Annotated in this window: 14 protein-coding genes; 7 read left to right on the top strand and 7 right to left on the bottom strand. The window is 68.2% G+C overall.

From position 1 onward, the window contains the following. The 6 genes from E3T40_RS10425 to ileS form a co-directional block, all read right to left on the bottom strand. On the bottom strand, positions 1 to 490 hold a 490-nt coding region (locus tag E3T40_RS10425; protein ID WP_166786620.1), incomplete at its 3' end, for a transposase. Positions 491 to 788: 298 nt separating this feature from the next. Then, the gene (locus E3T40_RS10430; protein ID WP_134543399.1) at positions 789 to 1,697 is read right to left on the bottom strand and encodes a cytochrome b/b6 domain-containing protein; all 909 of its coding nucleotides are present in this window, start codon (positions 1,695 to 1,697) and stop codon (positions 789 to 791) included. Positions 1,698 to 1,877: 180 nt separating this feature from the next. Then, complete coding sequence (gene ndk / locus E3T40_RS10435; RefSeq protein ID WP_104103399.1) at positions 1,878 to 2,300, bottom strand: nucleoside-diphosphate kinase; 423 nt, start codon at positions 2,298 to 2,300, stop codon at positions 1,878 to 1,880. Continuing rightward, positions 2,297 to 2,674, bottom strand: a complete 378-nt coding sequence (locus tag E3T40_RS10440) for a DUF4233 domain-containing protein (RefSeq protein ID WP_158252073.1) — start codon at positions 2,672 to 2,674, stop codon at positions 2,297 to 2,299. Before E3T40_RS10440 ends, ndk begins: the two co-directional genes overlap by 4 nt. After that, on the bottom strand, positions 2,671 to 4,113 hold the full coding sequence (locus E3T40_RS10445) for a folylpolyglutamate synthase/dihydrofolate synthase family protein (protein ID WP_134543401.1): 1,443 nt from the start codon (positions 4,111 to 4,113) through the stop codon (positions 2,671 to 2,673). The genes E3T40_RS10440 and E3T40_RS10445 overlap by 4 nt, the downstream gene beginning before the upstream one ends. Continuing rightward, positions 4,106 to 7,585 (bottom strand): isoleucine--tRNA ligase, encoded by a 3,480-nt coding sequence (gene ileS / locus E3T40_RS10450; protein ID WP_134543403.1) that lies wholly within the window; start codon positions 7,583 to 7,585, stop codon positions 4,106 to 4,108. The genes E3T40_RS10445 and ileS overlap by 8 nt, the downstream gene beginning before the upstream one ends. Positions 7,586 to 8,116: 531 nt before the next feature. On the opposite strand from ileS, the gene E3T40_RS10455 reads away from it, so the two are divergent. Genes E3T40_RS10455 through E3T40_RS10470 form a run of 4 tightly spaced genes read left to right on the top strand, consistent with a single transcriptional unit; the run spans position 8,117 to position 13,342 of the window. Beyond that, positions 8,117 to 9,772 (top strand): ABC transporter substrate-binding protein, encoded by a 1,656-nt coding sequence (locus tag E3T40_RS10455; protein ID WP_134543405.1) that lies wholly within the window; start codon positions 8,117 to 8,119, stop codon positions 9,770 to 9,772. Further along, complete coding sequence (locus E3T40_RS10460; protein ID WP_255408576.1) at positions 9,760 to 10,704, top strand: ABC transporter permease; 945 nt, start codon at positions 9,760 to 9,762, stop codon at positions 10,702 to 10,704. The genes E3T40_RS10455 and E3T40_RS10460 overlap by 13 nt, the downstream gene beginning before the upstream one ends. Then, positions 10,701 to 11,582: an ABC transporter permease gene (locus E3T40_RS10465; RefSeq protein ID WP_104170300.1), complete on the top strand. Its 882-nt coding sequence runs from the start codon at positions 10,701 to 10,703 to the stop codon at positions 11,580 to 11,582. Before E3T40_RS10460 ends, E3T40_RS10465 begins: the two co-directional genes overlap by 4 nt. After that, positions 11,579 to 13,342: an ABC transporter ATP-binding protein gene (locus E3T40_RS10470; RefSeq protein WP_241981742.1), complete on the top strand. Its 1,764-nt coding sequence runs from the start codon at positions 11,579 to 11,581 to the stop codon at positions 13,340 to 13,342. The genes E3T40_RS10465 and E3T40_RS10470 overlap by 4 nt, the downstream gene beginning before the upstream one ends. Positions 13,343 to 13,479: 137 nt before the next feature. Here E3T40_RS10470 and E3T40_RS10475 read toward each other — a convergent pair whose 3' ends face one another. Continuing rightward, a complete protein-coding gene (locus tag E3T40_RS10475) occupies positions 13,480 to 14,118 on the bottom strand; it encodes a cation transporter (protein WP_134543406.1) in 639 nt (212 codons plus the stop codon). Between the two features lie 182 nt (positions 14,119 to 14,300). On the opposite strand from E3T40_RS10475, the gene valS reads away from it, so the two are divergent. From valS to E3T40_RS10490, 3 genes are read left to right on the top strand one after another with little or no spacing between them, the layout of a single operon-like run. Further along, positions 14,301 to 16,883 (top strand): valine--tRNA ligase, encoded by a 2,583-nt coding sequence (valS, locus tag E3T40_RS10480; RefSeq protein ID WP_134543408.1) that lies wholly within the window; start codon positions 14,301 to 14,303, stop codon positions 16,881 to 16,883. 9 nt (positions 16,884 to 16,892) lie between these two features. Further along, positions 16,893 to 17,339 carry a GNAT family N-acetyltransferase gene (locus E3T40_RS10485; RefSeq protein ID WP_104195236.1) on the top strand — a complete coding sequence of 149 codons (447 nt, stop codon included), beginning with the start codon at positions 16,893 to 16,895 and terminating at the stop codon, positions 17,337 to 17,339. A gap of 6 nt (positions 17,340 to 17,345) precedes the next feature. After that, positions 17,346 to 17,606, top strand: a complete 261-nt coding sequence (locus E3T40_RS10490) for a hypothetical protein (RefSeq protein ID WP_233194196.1) — start codon at positions 17,346 to 17,348, stop codon at positions 17,604 to 17,606. Positions 17,607 to 17,792 lie beyond the last annotated feature (186 nt).

The following is a 17,792-nucleotide window of genomic DNA, read 5'->3' on the forward strand; positions in this document are numbered from 1 at the left end:
CGAGTTCCAGGAAGAAGGCCTTCGCTTTTTTCTCGAAGTCGAGATCCCTCCGCAGCAGGGCGTTTTCCTTCTCCAGGTCCCGGATCCGTTTCCGGGCTTGCGGCGTGAGCTCACCAGCAGGATCGATGGTCTTCAGCCTCGCGGCGTTGACCCAAGTCCACAGAGTCCGGTGGTTGATCCCGAGCGCTGCGGCGACTTTCACGATCGATTTGTCGCCCTCCGCGACGCGGGCCACCGCGGCAGCCCGAAACTCCGGGCTGAAGTGTTTGTGTTTCTCGTGTTCCATTTGTCTATCCAATCCTGAATTCAGGAGGACTGTCCGGAAACACCGGGTCACCCCAGGCGCCACAACCGGCGTTTCCCGAAAATCTCCGCTTTTACGTGACGACGGATGCGTGCTGCGCGCCCCGCGACGGCTGCTTCCGTTCCACCACAATACGCGTTTGATCAGGTTATCCACAGGGCGCTGACGGGTGCCGATCTGGGGCATGGAATGTCAGTGGCTGCCCGTAACGTTTGTCTCATGAAGTCCTCATACAGTGAGCAGCTAGAACGCCTAAGTCGTCACTTCGACGCCATCCGGGAGACCCAGGCGGACGCCGCCCGGGTCGACGCCCACCTGCCCGAACAGGTCGATCAGGCCCGCCGGTTCGCCGAAGCCCTGGCCCGCGACGCGGCCCAGGCAACCAAAGACAAGGCCAGGGAGGGACCCCGGCCGGGGGGGGGGGTTACACAACCACCGGGTTTCGACCGTCTCAGCCATCGGCCGGCTCAGCCAGCACCGCGGCTCAGCGCGTGGTTACGGTTCCGCCGAGAGAGGCGACCGCCCGCAGCAGTCGGGGACCCTCGGCGACCCAGGCCACGAGCATCACGACCAGGGATGCGGCGAAGATCCAGAATCCGGTCCAGCCGTCGTCGCTCTGCGCCGCGTACATGTGGTTCAGGTTGCGCAGGGCACCGGTGGCGAACACCAGCGTGACGTGGATCACGATGAATGCAAGGAAAAAGACCATCACGCCCACGTGCACGGCCCTGGTCGGGCGCAGCGGGATCAGTTCTCCAAGCCGGCGCGACGTGCAGAGCGGTGACAGACGGATGCCCGAGGCCAAGGCGAGCGGCGCGGCCACGAACACGATGCTGAAGTAGCTCAGAGTTTGTAGCGCGTTGTAGTTCACCCAGCCGTCGGTGATCGGCCAGTCCAGCGAGGCGTACTGGAGGGCGGCCGAGAGCGCATTCGGAATGATGTCCCAGCTGACCGGCACGATGCGCACCCACTGACCGGTGACGAACAGCAGCACGTAGAAGACGATCCCGTTGAGTACCCAAAGGGCATCCACCGCGAGGTGCAGCCAGAGGTTGATACCCAACCGGCGGGGGGCACGTCGGGTTCGAAAAAGGCCGGTGTTGCGCCGGGTCCAGAACATGCTCGGGCGCCCGGCCGTGCGGATCTGCCAACCCGAACGCACGATGAAGAGCAGGAAGAAAACATTCAGGCCGTGCTGCCACGCCAGCCACGTGGGGAAGCCGACGGGGGCCCACGACGGCAGCGGCGAGGCCCCCGGGAAGTCGACCAGGAACTCCTGCGCCATCGGCAGGGAACGGATGCCCCGGGCGGCGAGCACGACGGCGACCAGCAGGATGATCGCCAGCGGGATTGCCCAGACTAGATTGAACCAGAGGTTCCGGGCGTGCGGCATGGTGAGGCTTTCTAGTCAGACGAATCAAAGAGGATGTCGGCACATGCTCAGCGGGGCTCTGCCATCATCGGCCATTCTGCGACAGCGGTGCGCTTGGTGCACAAAGCAACGACATCTGGTACCGACGAGAACAGCCGCCTCCAAGCATCCGGTCAGTGGCTGTTCCCCGGTCGGTACGGGTCAGTCGAACCAGAGGGCCAGTTCGCGGTCGGCCGACTCGGGCGAGTCGGAGCCGTGCACGAGGTTCTGCTGCTCCTTGGTGCCCCAGTCTCGGCCGAAGTCGCCGCGGATGGTGCCGGGAGCCGCGGTGGTCGGGTCGGTTGTGCCGGCCAGGGAGCGGAAGCCCTCGATCACGCGTTCGCCGGCGATGCGCAGCACGAGGATCGGACCGCTTTCCATGAACTCCACGAGAGGTTCGAAGAACGGCTTGCCCTGGTGCTCGGCGTAATGCTCGGCCAGCAGGGACCTGTCGGCCTGCACGAGCTTCGCGTCGACGAGGGAGTACCCCTTCTGCTCAATGCGACGCAGGATCTCGCCGGAGAGGTTGCGGGCAACGCCATCCGGTTTGACCAATACGAGAGTTTCCTGGACCTGGGTGCTCATGAGTTCTCCTTCTCGTTGTTCTCGTTGTTGGGAAAGTTCTGGTTCTGGTTGTCGATCCGGGAGCCGGCGATCATGCAGTACGCCCACATGGCGGCGAACATGCCGCCGACGAAGAACATGGCCGGGTTGAGGAAGCCGGCGGCCACCATGATCAGCTGGAGGATCCAGCCGACCACGTAGGCCCACTCGTAACGGAGCAGCGCGAGCACGGCGACCATGGCCAGCCCGAGCACGGCTCCCCCGCCGAGGGCGAGCCACGGCGGCAACGCCTGCAGACCGAAGATCACCAGGGCGGCGAGGGCAACCACGATGACCTCGAAGCCGAGCACGATCGTCGCGAGCGTGCGCTTCACCGAGCGGGGAGCGGACGTCATTTCGCCAGCCATTCCCGTGCGTCGGCCAGAATGATGGCTTCGCCGACGAGGGTGATCGACCCGGTCACGATCACAGCCCGCTTGGGCGACTCGAGGGCCCAGTCCCTGGCGGAGTCGAGGGCCTGCGCGAGGTCGTCGAACCGGACGGTTGTCTCCTCGCTGCCGAGGTCGGCGATCAGGTCGGCGAGGTCGTCGACGCCGATCGCGCGCTCGGACTGCGACTGTGTGACGTGAAACCGCACCACCTTGGACTGCAGCGCGGTGATGATGCCGGTCGCATCCTTGTCGGTGAGGATGCCCACCACGGCCACAATCTCGTCGAAGTCGAAGTAGTCGGCCAGTGCAGTGCTGAGGGCGGCCGCTCCGTGCGGGTTGTGCGCGGCATCCACCAGGACGGTCGGTGCGATTCCGATCAGTTGCAGGCGTCCGGGCGAGGTGACCTGCGCGAGGCCCTCCTCGACCAGGTCCTGCGAGAGCGCCGTGGTGCCGGCCCCGAGGAAGGACTCGACGGCGGCGATCGCGACGGCCGCGTTCTGCGCCTGGTGCGTGCCGTACAGCGGCAGGAACAGGTCCGAGTAGGTGCCGGCGAGGCCGCGCACCGAGATGAGCTGCCCGCCCACGGCGACCTGGTTTTTGAGCAGGGCGAAATCCTCGCCCTCACTGGCCAGGGTCGACTCGGTCAGCTCGGCGGCCCGCTCGAGTTCGGCCTGCGCCGCCTCGCCCTGCCGGGCGGAGACCACGGCGGCGGACGGCTTGATGATGCCGGCCTTGGTGCGGGCGATCTCGGCGATCGTGTTGCCGAGGCGGAGCGTGTGGTCGAGGGCGATGGGCGTGAACACGGCCACCTGCCCGTCGGCGACGTTGGTGGAATCCCACTCGCCGCCCATGCCGACCTCGATCACGGCGACGTCGACGGGGGCGTCGGCGAAGCAGGCGAAGGCCAGCACGGTGAGCGCCTCGAAGAAGGTGAGCACGTCGTCGCCTGCCGCCTCGAGCTCCGCGTCGACCATGGCCAGGAAGGGTTCGATGTCGGCCCAGTTCGCGGCCAGGGCCTCATCGGTGATGAACTCCCCGTCGATCACGATGCGCTCGTTGAGCCGCACCAGGTGCGGGCTCGTCATCAGTCCGGTGCGCAGCCCGTAGGCGCGCACGATGCTCTCGGTGATGCGGCTCGTGCTGGTCTTGCCGTTGGTGCCGGTGATATGGATCACCGGGTAGACGGTCTGAGGGTCACCCAGCAGTTCGAGCGCCCGACGGGTCGGGGCCAGACGCGGCTTCGGCGCACCCTCGCCCACGCGGGCGAGGAGGGCGGCGAAGACGGCGTCCCCGGCCTCACGGCCGGCGTCGGAAGACTGGCGCGGCCTCTTCGATCCGGGCTCCTTCGATCCGGGCTTCTTCGATCCGGGCTTCTTCGATCCGGGCTTCTTGGGTTCAGACATGGACGAGTCCGTTCTCTCGGGCGACGGCGACCAGGACGGTCCCCCGGTTGGCATAGTGACCAGCCTCGTAAAGCACGTAGTGCTCGACGGGGAAGCCGACCAGGCTCTGCAGCCATTCGGACGGCAGGCCGTGCGCCAGGCTGTCATCGGACACCTCGGTGGCCACATGGGTGGCGAACCGGAGGGTCAGGGTCTCCGCGGCGACGTCGACGTCGACGTCGGCCGCAAGGGCGAAGGTCGCGGCGTCCTCGGCGGAGTAGAAGACGAGGTCGAGACGGATGCGGTCGCTCACTTCGAATCCGGCCGACTTGCGGGTGTCCTGCACGGCGCGGATCAGGTCGCGGGCGAAGCCCTCCGCCTCGAGTTCCGGGGTGGTCTGCGTCTCCAGCAGCACGAAACCGCCGCCCGCCAGGAGCGCCAGAGCCGGGGCATCCGCCGCCGTGTCGTCAGCGACGGCGGAACCGTCGGCCGGACCGGTCTGCAGCACGAGTTCGTACTCCCCAGCGGCGAGCAAGGTACCGCCGGCGGTGACGACGCCGTCGGTTTCGCTCCAGTCGCCGGCGCGGGCGGCCTTGATGACCTGCTGCACCTGCTTGCCGAGTCGCGGGCCGGCTGCCCGGGCGTTCACGGTGAGCCGGGAGGTGATGCCGTAGGCGCTCGCGCTGTCGTCGGCCAGTTCGACCAAACGCACGCTCTTCACATTCAGCTCGTCGCGCAGGATGCCCTCGAACGGGGCCAGGGCCGCCGTGTCGGCGGTGACCACGGTCAGGGTGGCCAGCGGCAGACGCACGCGCAGCCCGGACTGCTTGCGCAGTGACAGCACGGTGGAGCTGATGGTGCGCACCTGGTCCATCGCGGTGACGAGAACGGCATCGGCCGGGAACAATTCGGCGTCGGGCCAATCGGTCAGGTGCACGCTGCGACCGCCGGTGAGGCCCTGCCAGATACGCTCGGTGACGAGCGGGAGCATCGGGGCGGCCACCCGCGTCACCGTTTCGAGCACGGTGTAGAGCGTGTCGAAGGCCTCGTTTGCGGTGGATGAGACCGTCGAGACCGAGACAGAGGCCCCGGCGCCGGCCCAGAACCGGTCGCGCGAGCGGCGAACGTACCAGTTGGTGAGCACGTCGGCGAAGTCCCGGATTCGAGCGGTCGCCTGGGTGCTGTCGAGGTTCTCGAGGTCGGCAGTGACCTCCACGATCAGATCGCGGGTCTTGGCCAGCAGGTAGCGGTCGAGCACGTCGGTCGAGTCGGTGCGCCAGGTGGCGTCGTAGCCGTTCTCGCCGGACGCGTTGGCGTAGAGGGAGAAGAAGTACCAGGTGCTCCAGAGCGGGAGCATAACCTGGCGGGTACCCTCGCGGATGCCCTCCTCGGTGACGATCAGGTTGCCACCGCGCAGCACGGAGGAGCTCATCAGGAACCAGCGCATGGCATCCGAGCCGTCCCGGTCGAACACCTCGTTCACGTCGGGATAGTTGCGCAGCGACTTGGACATCTTCTGGCCGTCGTTGCCGAGCACGATGCCGTGGCTGACCACGTTCTTGAAGGCCGGACGGTCGAACAGGGCGGTGGAGAGCGTGTGCAGCATGTAGAACCAGCCGCGGGTCTGGCCGATGTACTCCACGATGAAGTCGGCCGGGTTGTGGCTGTCGAACCAGTCGGCGTTCTCGAACGGGTAGTGCACCTGCGCGAACGGCATCGAGCCGGAGTCGAACCAGACGTCGAGCACATCCGTGATGCGCCGCATGGTGGACCGCCCGGTGGGGTCGTCGGGGTTGGGTCGGGTGAGCGCGTCGATATAGGGGCGGTGAAGGTCGGTGGGGCGCACGCCGAAGTCCGCCTCGAGCTCGTCGAGCGAGCCGTAGACGTCGACGCGCGGATAGTCGGGGTTGTCGCTCTTCCAGACCGGGATGGGCGAACCCCAGTACCGGTTACGGCTGATCGACCAGTCGCGGGCGTTGCCGATCCACTTGCCGAACTGGCCGTCCTTGACGTTCTCCGGCACCCAATTGATCTCCTGGTTCAGGTCCACCAGACGGTCGCGGAAGTCCGTGACGCGCACGAACCAGCTCGACACGGCCTTGTAGATCAGCGGGTTGCGGCAGCGCCAGCAGTGCGGGTAGGAGTGCTCGTAGCTGGCCTGGCGCAGCAGGCGCCCCTCATTCTTGATCAGCTGGGTGAGCGGCTTGTTCGCGTCGCTCCAGAGCTGGCCGGCGACCTCGGGCACGTCGGAGAGGAACTTGCCGCCCGCGTCGAGGGAGATGATCACCGGGATGCCGGCGGCCACGGAGATCTTCTGGTCCTCCTCGCCGTAGGCGGGCGCCTGGTGCACGATGCCGGTTCCGTCGGCGGTGGTGACGTAGTCGGCCACGACGACGGTCCAGGCGTTCTCGGTGCCCCAGACCGCGGTGTCGGCGTAGTAGTCGAAGAGGCGGTCGTAGCTGACGCCCTCCAGGGCGCTGCCGAGCACCGTGCGGGAGATCGCCGCGGTCGCCTCTGCCGCCGAGTCGTAGCCGAGGTCCTTGGCGTAGTTGCCGACCAGGTCGATCGCGATCAGGTATTCGGCGCCGAAAACCTCGGTGGTTGCGACGGATGCCGCGGCATCCGCCCCGGAAGCGGCCTCCCGCAGCACGGTGGCGTCCGGGGTGCCGTTCGGCCCGGCCGGCACGACGGCATAGACGATCTCGGGGCCCACGGCGAGCGCCAGGTTCGTCGGGAGGGTCCAGGGGGTGGTCGTCCAGGCCAGGGCGCGCACGGCGGTCAGCCCGAGGGCTTCGGCCTTGGCGCCGACCAGCGGGAAGGTGACCGTGACGGTCTGGTCCTGGCGCATCTTGTAGACGTCGTCGTCCATGCGCAGTTCGTGGTTGGACAGCGGTGTCTGGTCGCGCCAACAGTACGGCAGCACCCGGTAGCCCTCGTAGGCCAGGCCCTTGTCGTGCAGGCGCTTGAAGGCCCAGATCACGGACTCCATGAAGGTGATGTCGAGCGTCTTGTAGTCGTTCTCGAAGTCGACCCAGCGCGCCTGGCGGGTGACGTACTCCTCCCACACCTTGGTGTACTTGAGCACGGAGCTGCGGGCGACGGCGTTGAAGGCCCCGATGCCCATCTTCTCGATCTCGCTCTTGTCGGTGATGCCGAGCTCGCGTTCGGCTTCGAGCTCGGCCGGCAAGCCGTGCGTGTCCCAGCCGAACCGGCGGTGCACCTGCTTGCCGCGCATGGTCTGGAAGCGCGGGAAGAGGTCCTTCGCGTACCCGGTCAGCAGGTGGCCGTAGTGCGGCAGCCCGTTGGCGAACGGCGGGCCGTCATAGAAGACCCACTCGGGGGCATCCGCACGGTTGTCGATCGACGCCTGGAAGGTGCCGTCGGCTTTCCAGAACGCGAGCACGTCGGTTTCGATCTGGGGAAAGTTCGGTGAGGGCACGATTCCGCCGGGTTGGGCGGGAGAAGCGGACTGCTGGCCTTTGGGGTACGTCATGTCTCTCCTGGACGAGTCGGGCAGGTTCTGTCATTCACAGATCTGCCCCTGTTCCACGAGGACGCCGACTCCGAACGGGATTCGCCGCGGTACCACCTCGCTTGTCTCCCGGAGCCGAGGCTTCGGAAAACCGCTTGTTCTGAGGCTGTGACGGGCCCGACCCGTTCGGTTCTACTGAGAACCGCCGCGAGGGTGGTTGCCGTTCTTCCGAAGACTCACCGGTGATAGCCGGATCACAGTCATTCTCCTCTAGTCTACCCTGCGCCTACCCCCGGGTGTACAGCGCGCGGTGCCCGCACACGTCTGCTCACGGAACAGCTCGGCGAAAGCTTCCTCGAGCATCGCCCGCGAGGATCCGCGGGGTCGGCCGGCCCGCCAGAGTTCCTGATCGGGCATGCAGCACCGGTGTTCTACGATGGTCCTCAATCATTTTATTTGTGGATCCCGTCCAACACGTGCACAAGGCCCCCAATCGTACGGGTCCAGCAGGTGCACACTCGGCCCATCGGGCGCCGCGGAAAGAGACTCATTATGCACACTTCGGGGTATACCCATCGCGCAGCGCGCACCCTGACCGGGCTGGTCGGCCTCGCCGCCACCAGCATCCTGCTCACCGGCTGCGCCACCGCTGAGTCCCCCGAAGCCACCCGGCCTCTCACCGGCGGCACGTTGACCTACGCATCCGGCGACGCCGAGCCCACCTGCCTGGACCCGCACGTGGGCGGCAACTACCCGCAGGCCCTGGTCAGCACGCAGTACCTTGAGTCGCTTGTCTCCCGCGACGCGGACGGTGAGATCATCCCCTGGCTGGCAGATTCGTGGACCGAGAGCGCCGACGGGCTGGCCTGGGACTTCACGCTCCCCGCCGACGTGAGGTTCACCGACGGCACCCCGCTCGACGCAGCCGCCGTGCAGGCGAATATCGCGCACATCCAAGACCCGGAAACGGCCTCGTCGACCGGCTACCTCGCTCTGGGGAAGGTCACCGGCACCGAGGTGATCTCCACCAACGTTGTGCGCCTTACGCTCAGCGAACCCGACAGCGCCCTGCTCGAATCCCTGTCACAGCCGTGGCTGGCGATCGAATCGCCCACCGCGCTGGCCCGGAGCCAGGACGAGAACTGCGCCTCCCCGGTCGGCACCGGCCCCTTCCAGGTCGAGAAGTGGGTACAGCAGGAATCGATCACCCTGGTGCGGAACGAGAAGTACAGCTCCCCGCCCGCGGATGCCGCGCACACCGGGCCTGCCTACCTCGACTCCATCGTCTGGCGCTTCATCCCCGACTCCGCGTCCCGCTACGCGGCTCTGCAGTCCGGCGACGCCGACGTGATCGACAACGCCCAGCCCGACACCATCGTGCAGGCCGAGAAGAGCGACACCATCGTGCACCTCGACGCCCCGCGCCCGGGTGCCTCGAACCGGATCGAACTGAACTCCGGCCGCGCGCCCTTCGACGACCCGCTCGTGCGGGAGGCGTTCATCCGCTCGGCGAATGTCGACGACGCCGTCACCAGCCTCTTCCGGGGCACGGCCGAGCGCTCCTACTCCGCCCTCTCCAGCGTCGAACCCCTCGCCGTGTCGGGCCCGGACCTGTTCGCGTACGACCCCGAGGCCGCCTCGGACCTCCTCGATTCCGCCGGCTGGACTGAGCGTGATTCCAACGGTTACCGGGTGAAAGACGGCGAGCGCCTCACGGTCGACTTCCCGGTGAGTACGAACCAGTCCATTCCGGCGGAGCAGTCCCTGTTCGAGCAGATCCAGGCCACCGCGAAGAAGACCGGCTTCGAGGTTGTGCTCAGCCCGATGGACCTCTCCAGTTGGTACACCGCGCTGGGCGAGAACGACTACGACGCCGTCAGCGCGCCGTACACGAAGGTCGGACCCGACGTTCTGCGCATCCTCTTCCACTCCGACGGGATCACCCCGGCACCCAGCGGCTACTTCGCCAACCACGCCCAGGTGAACGACCCGGCCATCGACGCCCTACTCACCCAGGCCGGCCAGGTGACGGATGCCGATGAACGCGCCGCCCTCTACGCCGACGCGCAGAACCAGGTGCTCGCGGGCTTCTACATCCTGCCGCTCTTCGACCAGCAGAACCACTACCTGCTCGGCACCGATGTGGTGGGCGCGCGGGCGTTGCCGACCGTGTCGACGCCCACGTTCTACGATGCGTGGCTGAAGTAGCACGGGCAGCCCGGGTCGTCCTGGCCCGCCTGGGAGGGGCGGTGCTGGTGCTCTGGATGGTGGCCACGCTCACCTTTTTCGCCATCCGTCTGATCCCCGGAGACCCGGCCGAGGCCATCCTGGGTGGCCCCGGCTCGCAGACCTCCCCGGAGGCGCTCGCCGCGGTGCGGGCGGAATACGGGCTCGACCAGCCCGTGCTCGTGCAGTACCTGGCACAGTTAGCTCGCCTGGCCACCGGGGATCTTGGCCGCTCCTACTCACTGAACCAGGACGTCGCCCCGCTCCTGGTCGGCCAGCTCGGCGGCACCCTGCTGCTGGCCGTGCTCGCCCTCGCTGTGGCCTGGCTCCTCGCCCTCGGGCTGGCCACCTGGTCGACCCGCGGCGGGCGCGTCGCCTGGTACCTGGGCTCCGGTCTGGAGATCGTGGCTGCCGCGCTCCCTCACTTCTGGCTCGCGACGGCGCTGATCGTGCTGTTCAGCGTCTGGCTGGGCTGGCTGCCGCCGATCAGTACCTCCGGGGTTTCCGGGCTGGTGCTGCCGGTGCTCACCCTCGCCGTGCCGCTGGCCGGGTTCCTTGGCCAGATCATGCGGGAGTCCCTGTTCACCGCGCTGGAATCCCCATTCGTGCTCTCCGCCCGCGCCCGGGGCGAGAGCGAACGCGGGGTGCGCTGGGTGCACGTGATACGGCACGCGTCACTGCCGGCGATCAGCCTCTCCGGCTGGGCATTCGGCTCCCTGATCAGCGGGGCAGTGGTGGTCGAGACCATCTTCGCCCGGCCGGGCCTCGGCCGCACGCTTCTGAACGCGGTGACCGTGCGCGACGTGCCGGTCGTGGTTGGCGCTGTGCTGATCGTGGCTGTCGGGTACATCCTGATGACCCTGTTCACCGATTTGGCCCAGCGCATCGCCGACCCGAGGCTGCGGGCACGATGAGCGACCTCGAGATCCAGGCCGGGCTGGGCCGGTCGCCGCGCACCGGCGCGCCCCAGTCGCCGCGCGCGCCCCGCACGCGCCGGTTCGGCGTGGCCGAGGTCCTGGCGGGCCTGTTCGCGCTGTTCCTGGTCACGGCGGCACTGTTCCCCGCGCTCGTAGCGCCCGGCGACCCGCTCGGGATCGACCCGCTGTCCGCGTTTCAGACCCCCTCACCCGCGCACTGGTTCGGCACCGACGAGTCCGGCCGGGACATCTATACCCGGGTCAGCCACGGCACCGGCAGCTCCCTGCTGATCGGCACCCTTGCCACCGTGATCGGCCTCGGCCTGGGCCTCGTGCTCGGCACCCTGGCCGGTATGCTCGGCCCGGTCGTGGACTTCACCGTGAACCGGTTCCTCGAGGTGCTGTTCGCGTTCCCCGGCCTGCTGCTGGCCCTGCTCTTCATCCTGATCTTCGGGCCGGGCGTTGCCACGGCGACCATCGCCGTGGGCCTGGCGACCGCTCCCGGCTACGCCCGCATCATCCGCGGCCAGCTCTTGTCGGTGCGGTCATCGGCCTTCGTCGAGGCGGCGACCGTGCTCGGGCGCAGCCCCGTCCAGATCCTGATGCGCCACATCCTGCCGAACACGCTCGCGCCGCTGTTCGTGCTCGGCACACTCGGCATCGGTCAGGCCATCGTCTGGGCGTCGGCGCTGAGCTACCTCGGCCTGGGCGCGGCGCCGCCCGCCGCGGAGTGGGGCGCGATGCTCTCCGCCGGGCGCACCTACATCGGCTCGGCCTGGTGGATGAGCTTCTTCCCCGGGCTGTTCATCGTGCTGACGGCGGTGTCGGCCACGGCGCTCGGTCGCGGCATCGAGCGACGGGTGAGGCGCGCGTGAGTGACGAGAGCGGCGTGGGCGCCTCGGTGGGCGCGCCAGGCGAGGGTGACGGCGGGGTTGCCCCGGCCGTGCGGGTGCAGAACCTCGTCGTGGGCTTCGGACCGCAAAATGATACCGACCCGGTGCTGAACGGCGTCTCGTTCGAGGTGGCCCCCGGGGAATGCCTGGCCCTGGTGGGAGAGTCAGGCTCGGGCAAGAGCGTCACCGCGCGCAGCCTGCTCGGCCTGGCCGGCGACAACGCCTGGGTGCGCGCCGACGAGCTGAGCCTCGCAGGCTCCGACGTGCGCGGACTCTCCGAGCAGAGCTGGCGCCGGCGGCGCGGCCGCGACGTGGGCCTGGTGCTGCAGGATGCCCTGGTGTCGCTGGACCCGCTGCGCCCGGTGGGCCGGGAGATCGCCGACTCGCTGCGACTGCACACCCGCCTCGGTGCCGCGGCGCGCCACGCCCGGGTGCTCGAGGTGCTGGCCCGGGTGGGCCTGTCCGACGCCGGCAACTCTGTGCGGAAGCGCTCGGGCGAACTCTCCGGCGGCCAGCGCCAGCGCGCCCTGATCGCGGCCGCGATCGCCCTGGACCCGCCACTGCTGATCGCCGACGAGCCCACGACGGCGCTCGACGTCACGGTGCAGGCACAAATCCTGGAGCTGCTGGCGGGTCTGAAACGCGCCGGCACCAGCATCCTGCTGATCAGCCACGACCTGGCCGTCGTCGGCCGCATCGCCGACCGGATCGCTGTGCTGAGCGAGGGACGGATCGTGGAACAGGGACCGGCGCACGCGATTCTGACCCGGCCGGAGCATCCGGTCACCCGGCAGATGCTCGCCGCGATCCCGGTCGACAAGCCGCGCGGGCTGCGCCTCAGCCCGCGGGCCGCGGCCCCGGTGTCGCCCGCCGCCGCGCCCTTTCTCGCTCTCTCAGATCGTGCCGACCCTGTCGCTCCCCGCAACACGGTGCTGGAGGCCACCGGCCTGGTCAAGCGCTTCACCCGGCCCGACGGCACCGAGCAGCTCGCGGTCGACGGGGTCTCGTTCCGGCTCGAACACGGCACGACGCTCGGCATCGTCGGCGAGTCCGGCTCCGGCAAAACCACGACGGCCCGCCTCGCGCTGGCGCTGACCCGGCCGGACGCCGGCGAGGTGCGGGTGCTCGGGCAGCCGTTCAGCGCCGCCTCGGAGAAGGAACGGCGGCTCCTGCGGCCCCGGCTTGGTGCGGTCTATCAGGATGCGCTCAGCTCCTTCGACCCGCGGCTGAGCGTCGAGCAGGTGCTCCGGGACGCGGTCGGCGGTGGGCGCACCGGGCGCGGCGCGGCATCCGCCTCGGCTGCCACTGCGGCCACTGCGGCCACTGCCTCGGCTGCCGACCGGCTGCGCGTGCTGGCGCTGCTCGACGCGGTGGGTCTGCCGCAGGGGCTGCTTGGCCGGCGGCCGCTGTCCCTCTCCGGCGGGCAGCGGCAGCGGGTGAGCATCGCCCGGGCGCTGGCGTCGGGGCCGCAGATCCTGATCTGCGACGAGCCCGTGTCGTCCCTCGACGTGACCGTGCAGGCCCAGGTGCTCGACCTCCTCGACGAGCTGCAGCGGGACCTGGGCCTCAGCCTGCTGTTCATCTCACACGACCTCGGGGTGATCCAGCACGTCAGCGACCAGGTCGCCGTAATGCTGGACGGCCGTATCGTCGAAACCGGCGCAACGGCCCGGGTCTTCGCCGCGCCGGAGCATCCGTACACGCAGGCCCTGCTCGGCGCGGTCCCCCGGATCGGGTTCTGACCCTGGAGCAACTCCGTACCGAACGAATTCGACGGAGATTTTGCCCGAAACGCCTTGTTGGGCCCGAAAACCGGCTCCCAGAGCAAAATCTCCGTCGAATTGGTTAGACCACCGCCTGATACGGGGGGCTCACCCTCCTAGTTGACGTGCAGCACCACCGGCGGCTCGGCCTCGCCGCGCCATGCCCCGATGCCCTCCTTGATCGCGAACCCGGCGATCACGAGGGCGGCGAGCGAGTCCGCCCAGGCCCAGCCGAGGAGCGCGTTGGCCGCCAGCCCGAGCAGCATCGACCCGGACAGCCACGCGCAGAGCAGCAGCTGCCGGGCGTCTGCGATCACGCTGGCACTGCCGAGCTCCGCGCCGGTCCGGCGCTCCATGCCTGCCACCCCGGGCATGATCACGAGGCTGAGGCACGCGATGACGATGCCCAGCGGGCTGGGCGCGGCCTCGACGACGCCGGCGAAGCTCAGGCCGGCGGCCAGGATCACGTACCCGGCGAGGGTGAAGAACGCGATCGCGATGGCGCGGAGGGCCGGTTTCTGCCAGCGCTCAGGATCGCGACGGGAGAACTGCCACGCGATGACCGCGGCGGAGAGCACCTCGATGACGGAGTCCAGGCCGAAGGCGATCAGGGCGGTCGAGGATGCCGCGGCGCCCGCCACGATCGAGGCGACGGCCTCGAGCACGTTGTAGCCGATCGTGAAACCCACGATCCAGCGCACCGTGCGGCGCAGCACCGTGCGACGGGCCTCGGACAGTGTTCCCGGGTCATCCATGGCACCCCTTCCCGCTCCAATCCTGCCACTCACGGCGAGGCCCGGCCGGGCGCTGTAGGCGCTCCGGCAGCCTGGTGACGGCCGGAGTCGGCGGACGACGGGGCATCCGGTAAGTTGGGTAAGGCCCAATACTCAGGCACTTCACCAACGACACGGTGCCGCACAGATCGAATCGGAGAAACATGACCGCCGCCAACGTTCCGGAAAAACCGGCCCTTGAAGGCCTCGAAACCAAGTGGGGCGGCTCGTGGGAAGAGGCCGGCACCTACCGTTTCGACCGTGACTCGGCCACGCGGGAGAGTATCTTCTCCATCGATACCCCGCCGCCGACCGCTTCCGGCTCCCTGCACATCGGCCACGTCTTCTCTTACACCCATACGGATGTCATCGCCCGCTTCCAGCGGATGCGCGGCAAGAGCGTCTTCTACCCGATGGGCTGGGACGACAACGGCCTGCCCACCGAGCGGCGCGTGCAAAACTACTACGGCGTGCGCTGCGATCCGTCGCTGCCCTACGCCACCGAATTCACCGCCCCGTTCGAGGGCGGAGACGGCAAAAGCACCAAAGCCGCCGACCAGCTGCCGATCAGCCGCCGCAACTTCATCGAGCTGTGCGAGCGCCTCACCATCGAGGACGAGAAGCAGTTCGAGGCCGTTTGGCGCATGCTGGGCCTGAGCGTCGACTGGACCCAGACCTACCGCACGATCGGCAATGACTCCCTGGTCACCTCCCAGTCCGCCTTCATCGGCAACGTCGAGCGCGGTGAGGCCTACCAGGCCATGGCCCCCACCCTCTGGGACGTCACCTTCCGCACCGCGGTCGCGCAGGCCGAGCTCGAAGACAAGGAGATGCCGGCGTTCTACCACCGGGTCGCCTTCGCCAAGCCCGATGGCGGCGCCATCGAGATCGAGACCACCCGCCCGGAACTGCTGCCGGCCTGTGTGGCGCTCGTGGCGCATCCGGACGACGAGCGCTACCAGGCGCTGTTCGGCACGACCGTGCGCACCCCCCTCTTCGACGTGGAAGTGCCGATCCTGGCCCACCACCTCGCGCAGAAGGACAAGGGCAGTGGCATCGCCATGATCTGCACGTTCGGCGACGTCACCGATGTGATCTGGTGGCGTGAACTCGACCTGCCGAACCGCGCCATCATGGGCTTTGACGGCCGCATCATCGCCGAGGCGCCCGAGGCGATCACAAGCGAGGCCGGACAGGCCGCGTACGCGCAGCTGGCCGGCAAGACCGTCTTCTCCGCCAAGGCAGCCGTGGTCGACTTGCTCCGCATCGGCGGCGACCTGATCGGCGAGCCCCGCGCGATCGTGCACCCGGTCAAGTTCTTCGAGAAGGGCGACAAACCGCTCGAGATCGTGTCGACCCGTCAGTGGTATATCCGCAACGGCGCTCGGGACGAGAAGCTGCGCGCCCGCCTGTTCACGCACGGTACCGACCTGCAGTGGCACCCGGAGTTCATGCGCGTGCGCTACGAGAACTGGGTCAACGGCCTCACCGGCGACTGGCTCGTCTCCCGCCAGCGCTTCTTCGGCGTTCCGCTGCCGATCTGGTACCCGCTGGATGCCGACGCGAACCCGCTCTTCGGCCAGCCCATCGTCGCCACCCGCGAGATGCTCCCGGTCGACCCGTCCTCCGACACCGCCCCGGGCTTTGCCGCCGAGCAGCGCGGCCAGGCGAACGGCTTCGTCGGCGAGGTCGACGTGATGGACACCTGGGCGACCTCCTCCCTGACCCCGCAGCTTGCGGGCGGCTGGGAGCGCGACCCCGCACTGTTCGATCTCGTCTACCCGTACTCGCTGCGCCCGCAGGGCCAGGACATCATCCGCACCTGGCTGTTCTCCACCCTGCTGCGCTCCGAGCTGGAACACAGCGTCTCGCCGTGGCAGCACGCAGCCCTGTCCGGCTTCATCGTCGACCCCGACCGTAAGAAGATGTCCAAGTCCAAGGGCAATGTGGTCACCCCGGCAGACATGCTCGAGCAGCACGGTTCGGATGCCGTGCGCTACTGGGCCGCGTCGTCGCGCCTCGGCACCGACGCCGCCTTCGACCCCAAGAACCCGACCCAGATCAAAATCGGCCGTCGCCTGGCGATCAAGATCCTGAACGCGTCAAAGTTCATCCTTGCCTTCGACGGCGCCGCCGACGCCCCCGTGACCGAGCCGCTCGACCAGAGCATGCTCGCTCGGCTCAGCGTCGTCGTCGGCCACGCCACCGCCGCGATCGAGGGCTACGACCACGCGCGTGCGCTGGAACTCACCGAGAGCTTCTTCTGGACGTTCTGCGACGACTACCTCGAACTGGTCAAAGAGCGCGCGTACGGCGAAGCGGGAGCCGGCCAGGCTTCGGCCGTCGCCGCCCTGCGCACCGCCCTGGCCACCCAGCTGCGCCTCTTCGCCCCGTTCGTGCCGTTCGCGACCGAGGAAGCCTGGTCCTGGTCCAACGAGGGGTCCATCCACCGTACCCCCTGGCCCGTTCAGACCGAGCTCGGCGGAGGGCAGGGCGGCAACGTGGCCCTGCTGGACCTGTCCAGCCGGGCGCTCACCGGCATCCGCCGCGCGAAAACGGATGCCAAGGCATCCCAGAAATCCGCCGTTGTTTCTGCTGTAATTAGCGGTACGGCTGCAGAGATTGCCCTGCTCAGGCAGGCTGCAGCCGATCTGAGGGCCGTTGGCCGCATCTCGGAGTTGGTTTTTATTGAGGGCAGCGAATTGGCTGTCACTGACATCGTGCTCGCCACGGTGCTGGAGAACTAGGAGAACCGAATGTCAATCAAGGTACGCGCGCTCGGCGACAAGGACTTCTTCTCATGGCTGGGACTCTTCGAGGGCTACAGCGAGTTCTACAAGAGCGAACTGACTGATCAGAAAGCGCTCCAGGTCTGGAGCTGGATCATCGACAAGAACGAGTCTCTCGCCGGTGCCGTGGCTGTCGACGAGGACGGCGAGTTCGTCGGCTTCGCCCATTACCGCGAGGTCCCGAGCACCCTGACCGCCACTCGCGGACTGTTCCTGGACGACCTGTTCGTGACGCCGGACTCCCGCAGCACGGGCGTCGGCCGGGCCCTGATCGAGTTCGCCAAGGAGTACGCCGCGGCGGACCGTCTCACGACCGTGCAGTGGCTGACCGCCGCCGACAACGAGACCGCGCAGCGCCTGTACGACGATGTGGCCACCCGCATGGACTGGGTCACCTACGAGATCGAGCTGTAAGTGAAAATGGGAACCCGCTGGCCTCTGGGTCACCCGGCGCCGGCCGGGCTGCCCCATGTGGTGGAGATCGCCATCCGTGCGGTCGAAGAGGACCTCACCGCGCCGGCGGGGGACTCCAGCGCCTGGCTCTGGACACTGACCTGGCTCGAGGGCAACCCCGTGCTCGAGCTCGACGACGGCACGATCATCCGCTATGACCCGGGCGAGGACAGTGCCACGATCACGCAGCCGTCGATCGTGCTCGACGACGAGGACGACTGGATCTAACCTCTGCTGACCGGCATCCCGGTACTCCGCGGGGCTGAGTGACCTCCACGACGGCTCCTGGGTGAACCAATTCGACGGAGATTGTGGCGGAAACGAAGGTTTCGGCGAGTCTGGGGCCGATTTGGGCAGAATCTCCGTCGAATTCGTTCAGCCGGCGGCGCTGCTGTTTCCGCGGGGCCACTCCGC

Origin of the sequence: Cryobacterium sp. TMT1-19 (assembly GCF_004403055.1) — a bacterium.
Taxonomy (GTDB): domain Bacteria; phylum Actinomycetota; class Actinomycetes; order Actinomycetales; family Microbacteriaceae; genus Cryobacterium; species Cryobacterium sandaracinum.

Coding starts and splice junctions, on each gene's coding strand:
- E3T40_RS10430 (WP_134543399.1), bottom strand. CDS start 1,697: ATGCCGCACGCCCGGAACCTCTGGTTCAATCTAGTCTGGGCAATCCCG.
- E3T40_RS10465 (WP_104170300.1), top strand. CDS start 10,701: ATGAGCGACCTCGAGATCCAGGCCGGGCTGGGCCGGTCGCCGCGCACC.
- valS (WP_134543408.1), top strand. CDS start 14,301: ATGACCGCCGCCAACGTTCCGGAAAAACCGGCCCTTGAAGGCCTCGAA.
- ileS (WP_134543403.1), bottom strand. CDS start 7,585: ATGACGTACCCCAAAGGCCAGCAGTCCGCTTCTCCCGCCCAACCCGGC.
- E3T40_RS10440 (WP_158252073.1), bottom strand. CDS start 2,674: ATGACGTCCGCTCCCCGCTCGGTGAAGCGCACGCTCGCGACGATCGTG.
- ndk (WP_104103399.1), bottom strand. CDS start 2,300: ATGAGCACCCAGGTCCAGGAAACTCTCGTATTGGTCAAACCGGATGGC.
- E3T40_RS10445 (WP_134543401.1), bottom strand. CDS start 4,113: ATGTCTGAACCCAAGAAGCCCGGATCGAAGAAGCCCGGATCGAAGAAG.
- E3T40_RS10455 (WP_134543405.1), top strand. CDS start 8,117: ATGCACACTTCGGGGTATACCCATCGCGCAGCGCGCACCCTGACCGGG.
- E3T40_RS10475 (WP_134543406.1), bottom strand. CDS start 14,118: ATGGATGACCCGGGAACACTGTCCGAGGCCCGTCGCACGGTGCTGCGC.
- E3T40_RS10485 (WP_104195236.1), top strand. CDS start 16,893: ATGTCAATCAAGGTACGCGCGCTCGGCGACAAGGACTTCTTCTCATGG.
- E3T40_RS10490 (WP_233194196.1), top strand. CDS start 17,346: ATGGGAACCCGCTGGCCTCTGGGTCACCCGGCGCCGGCCGGGCTGCCC.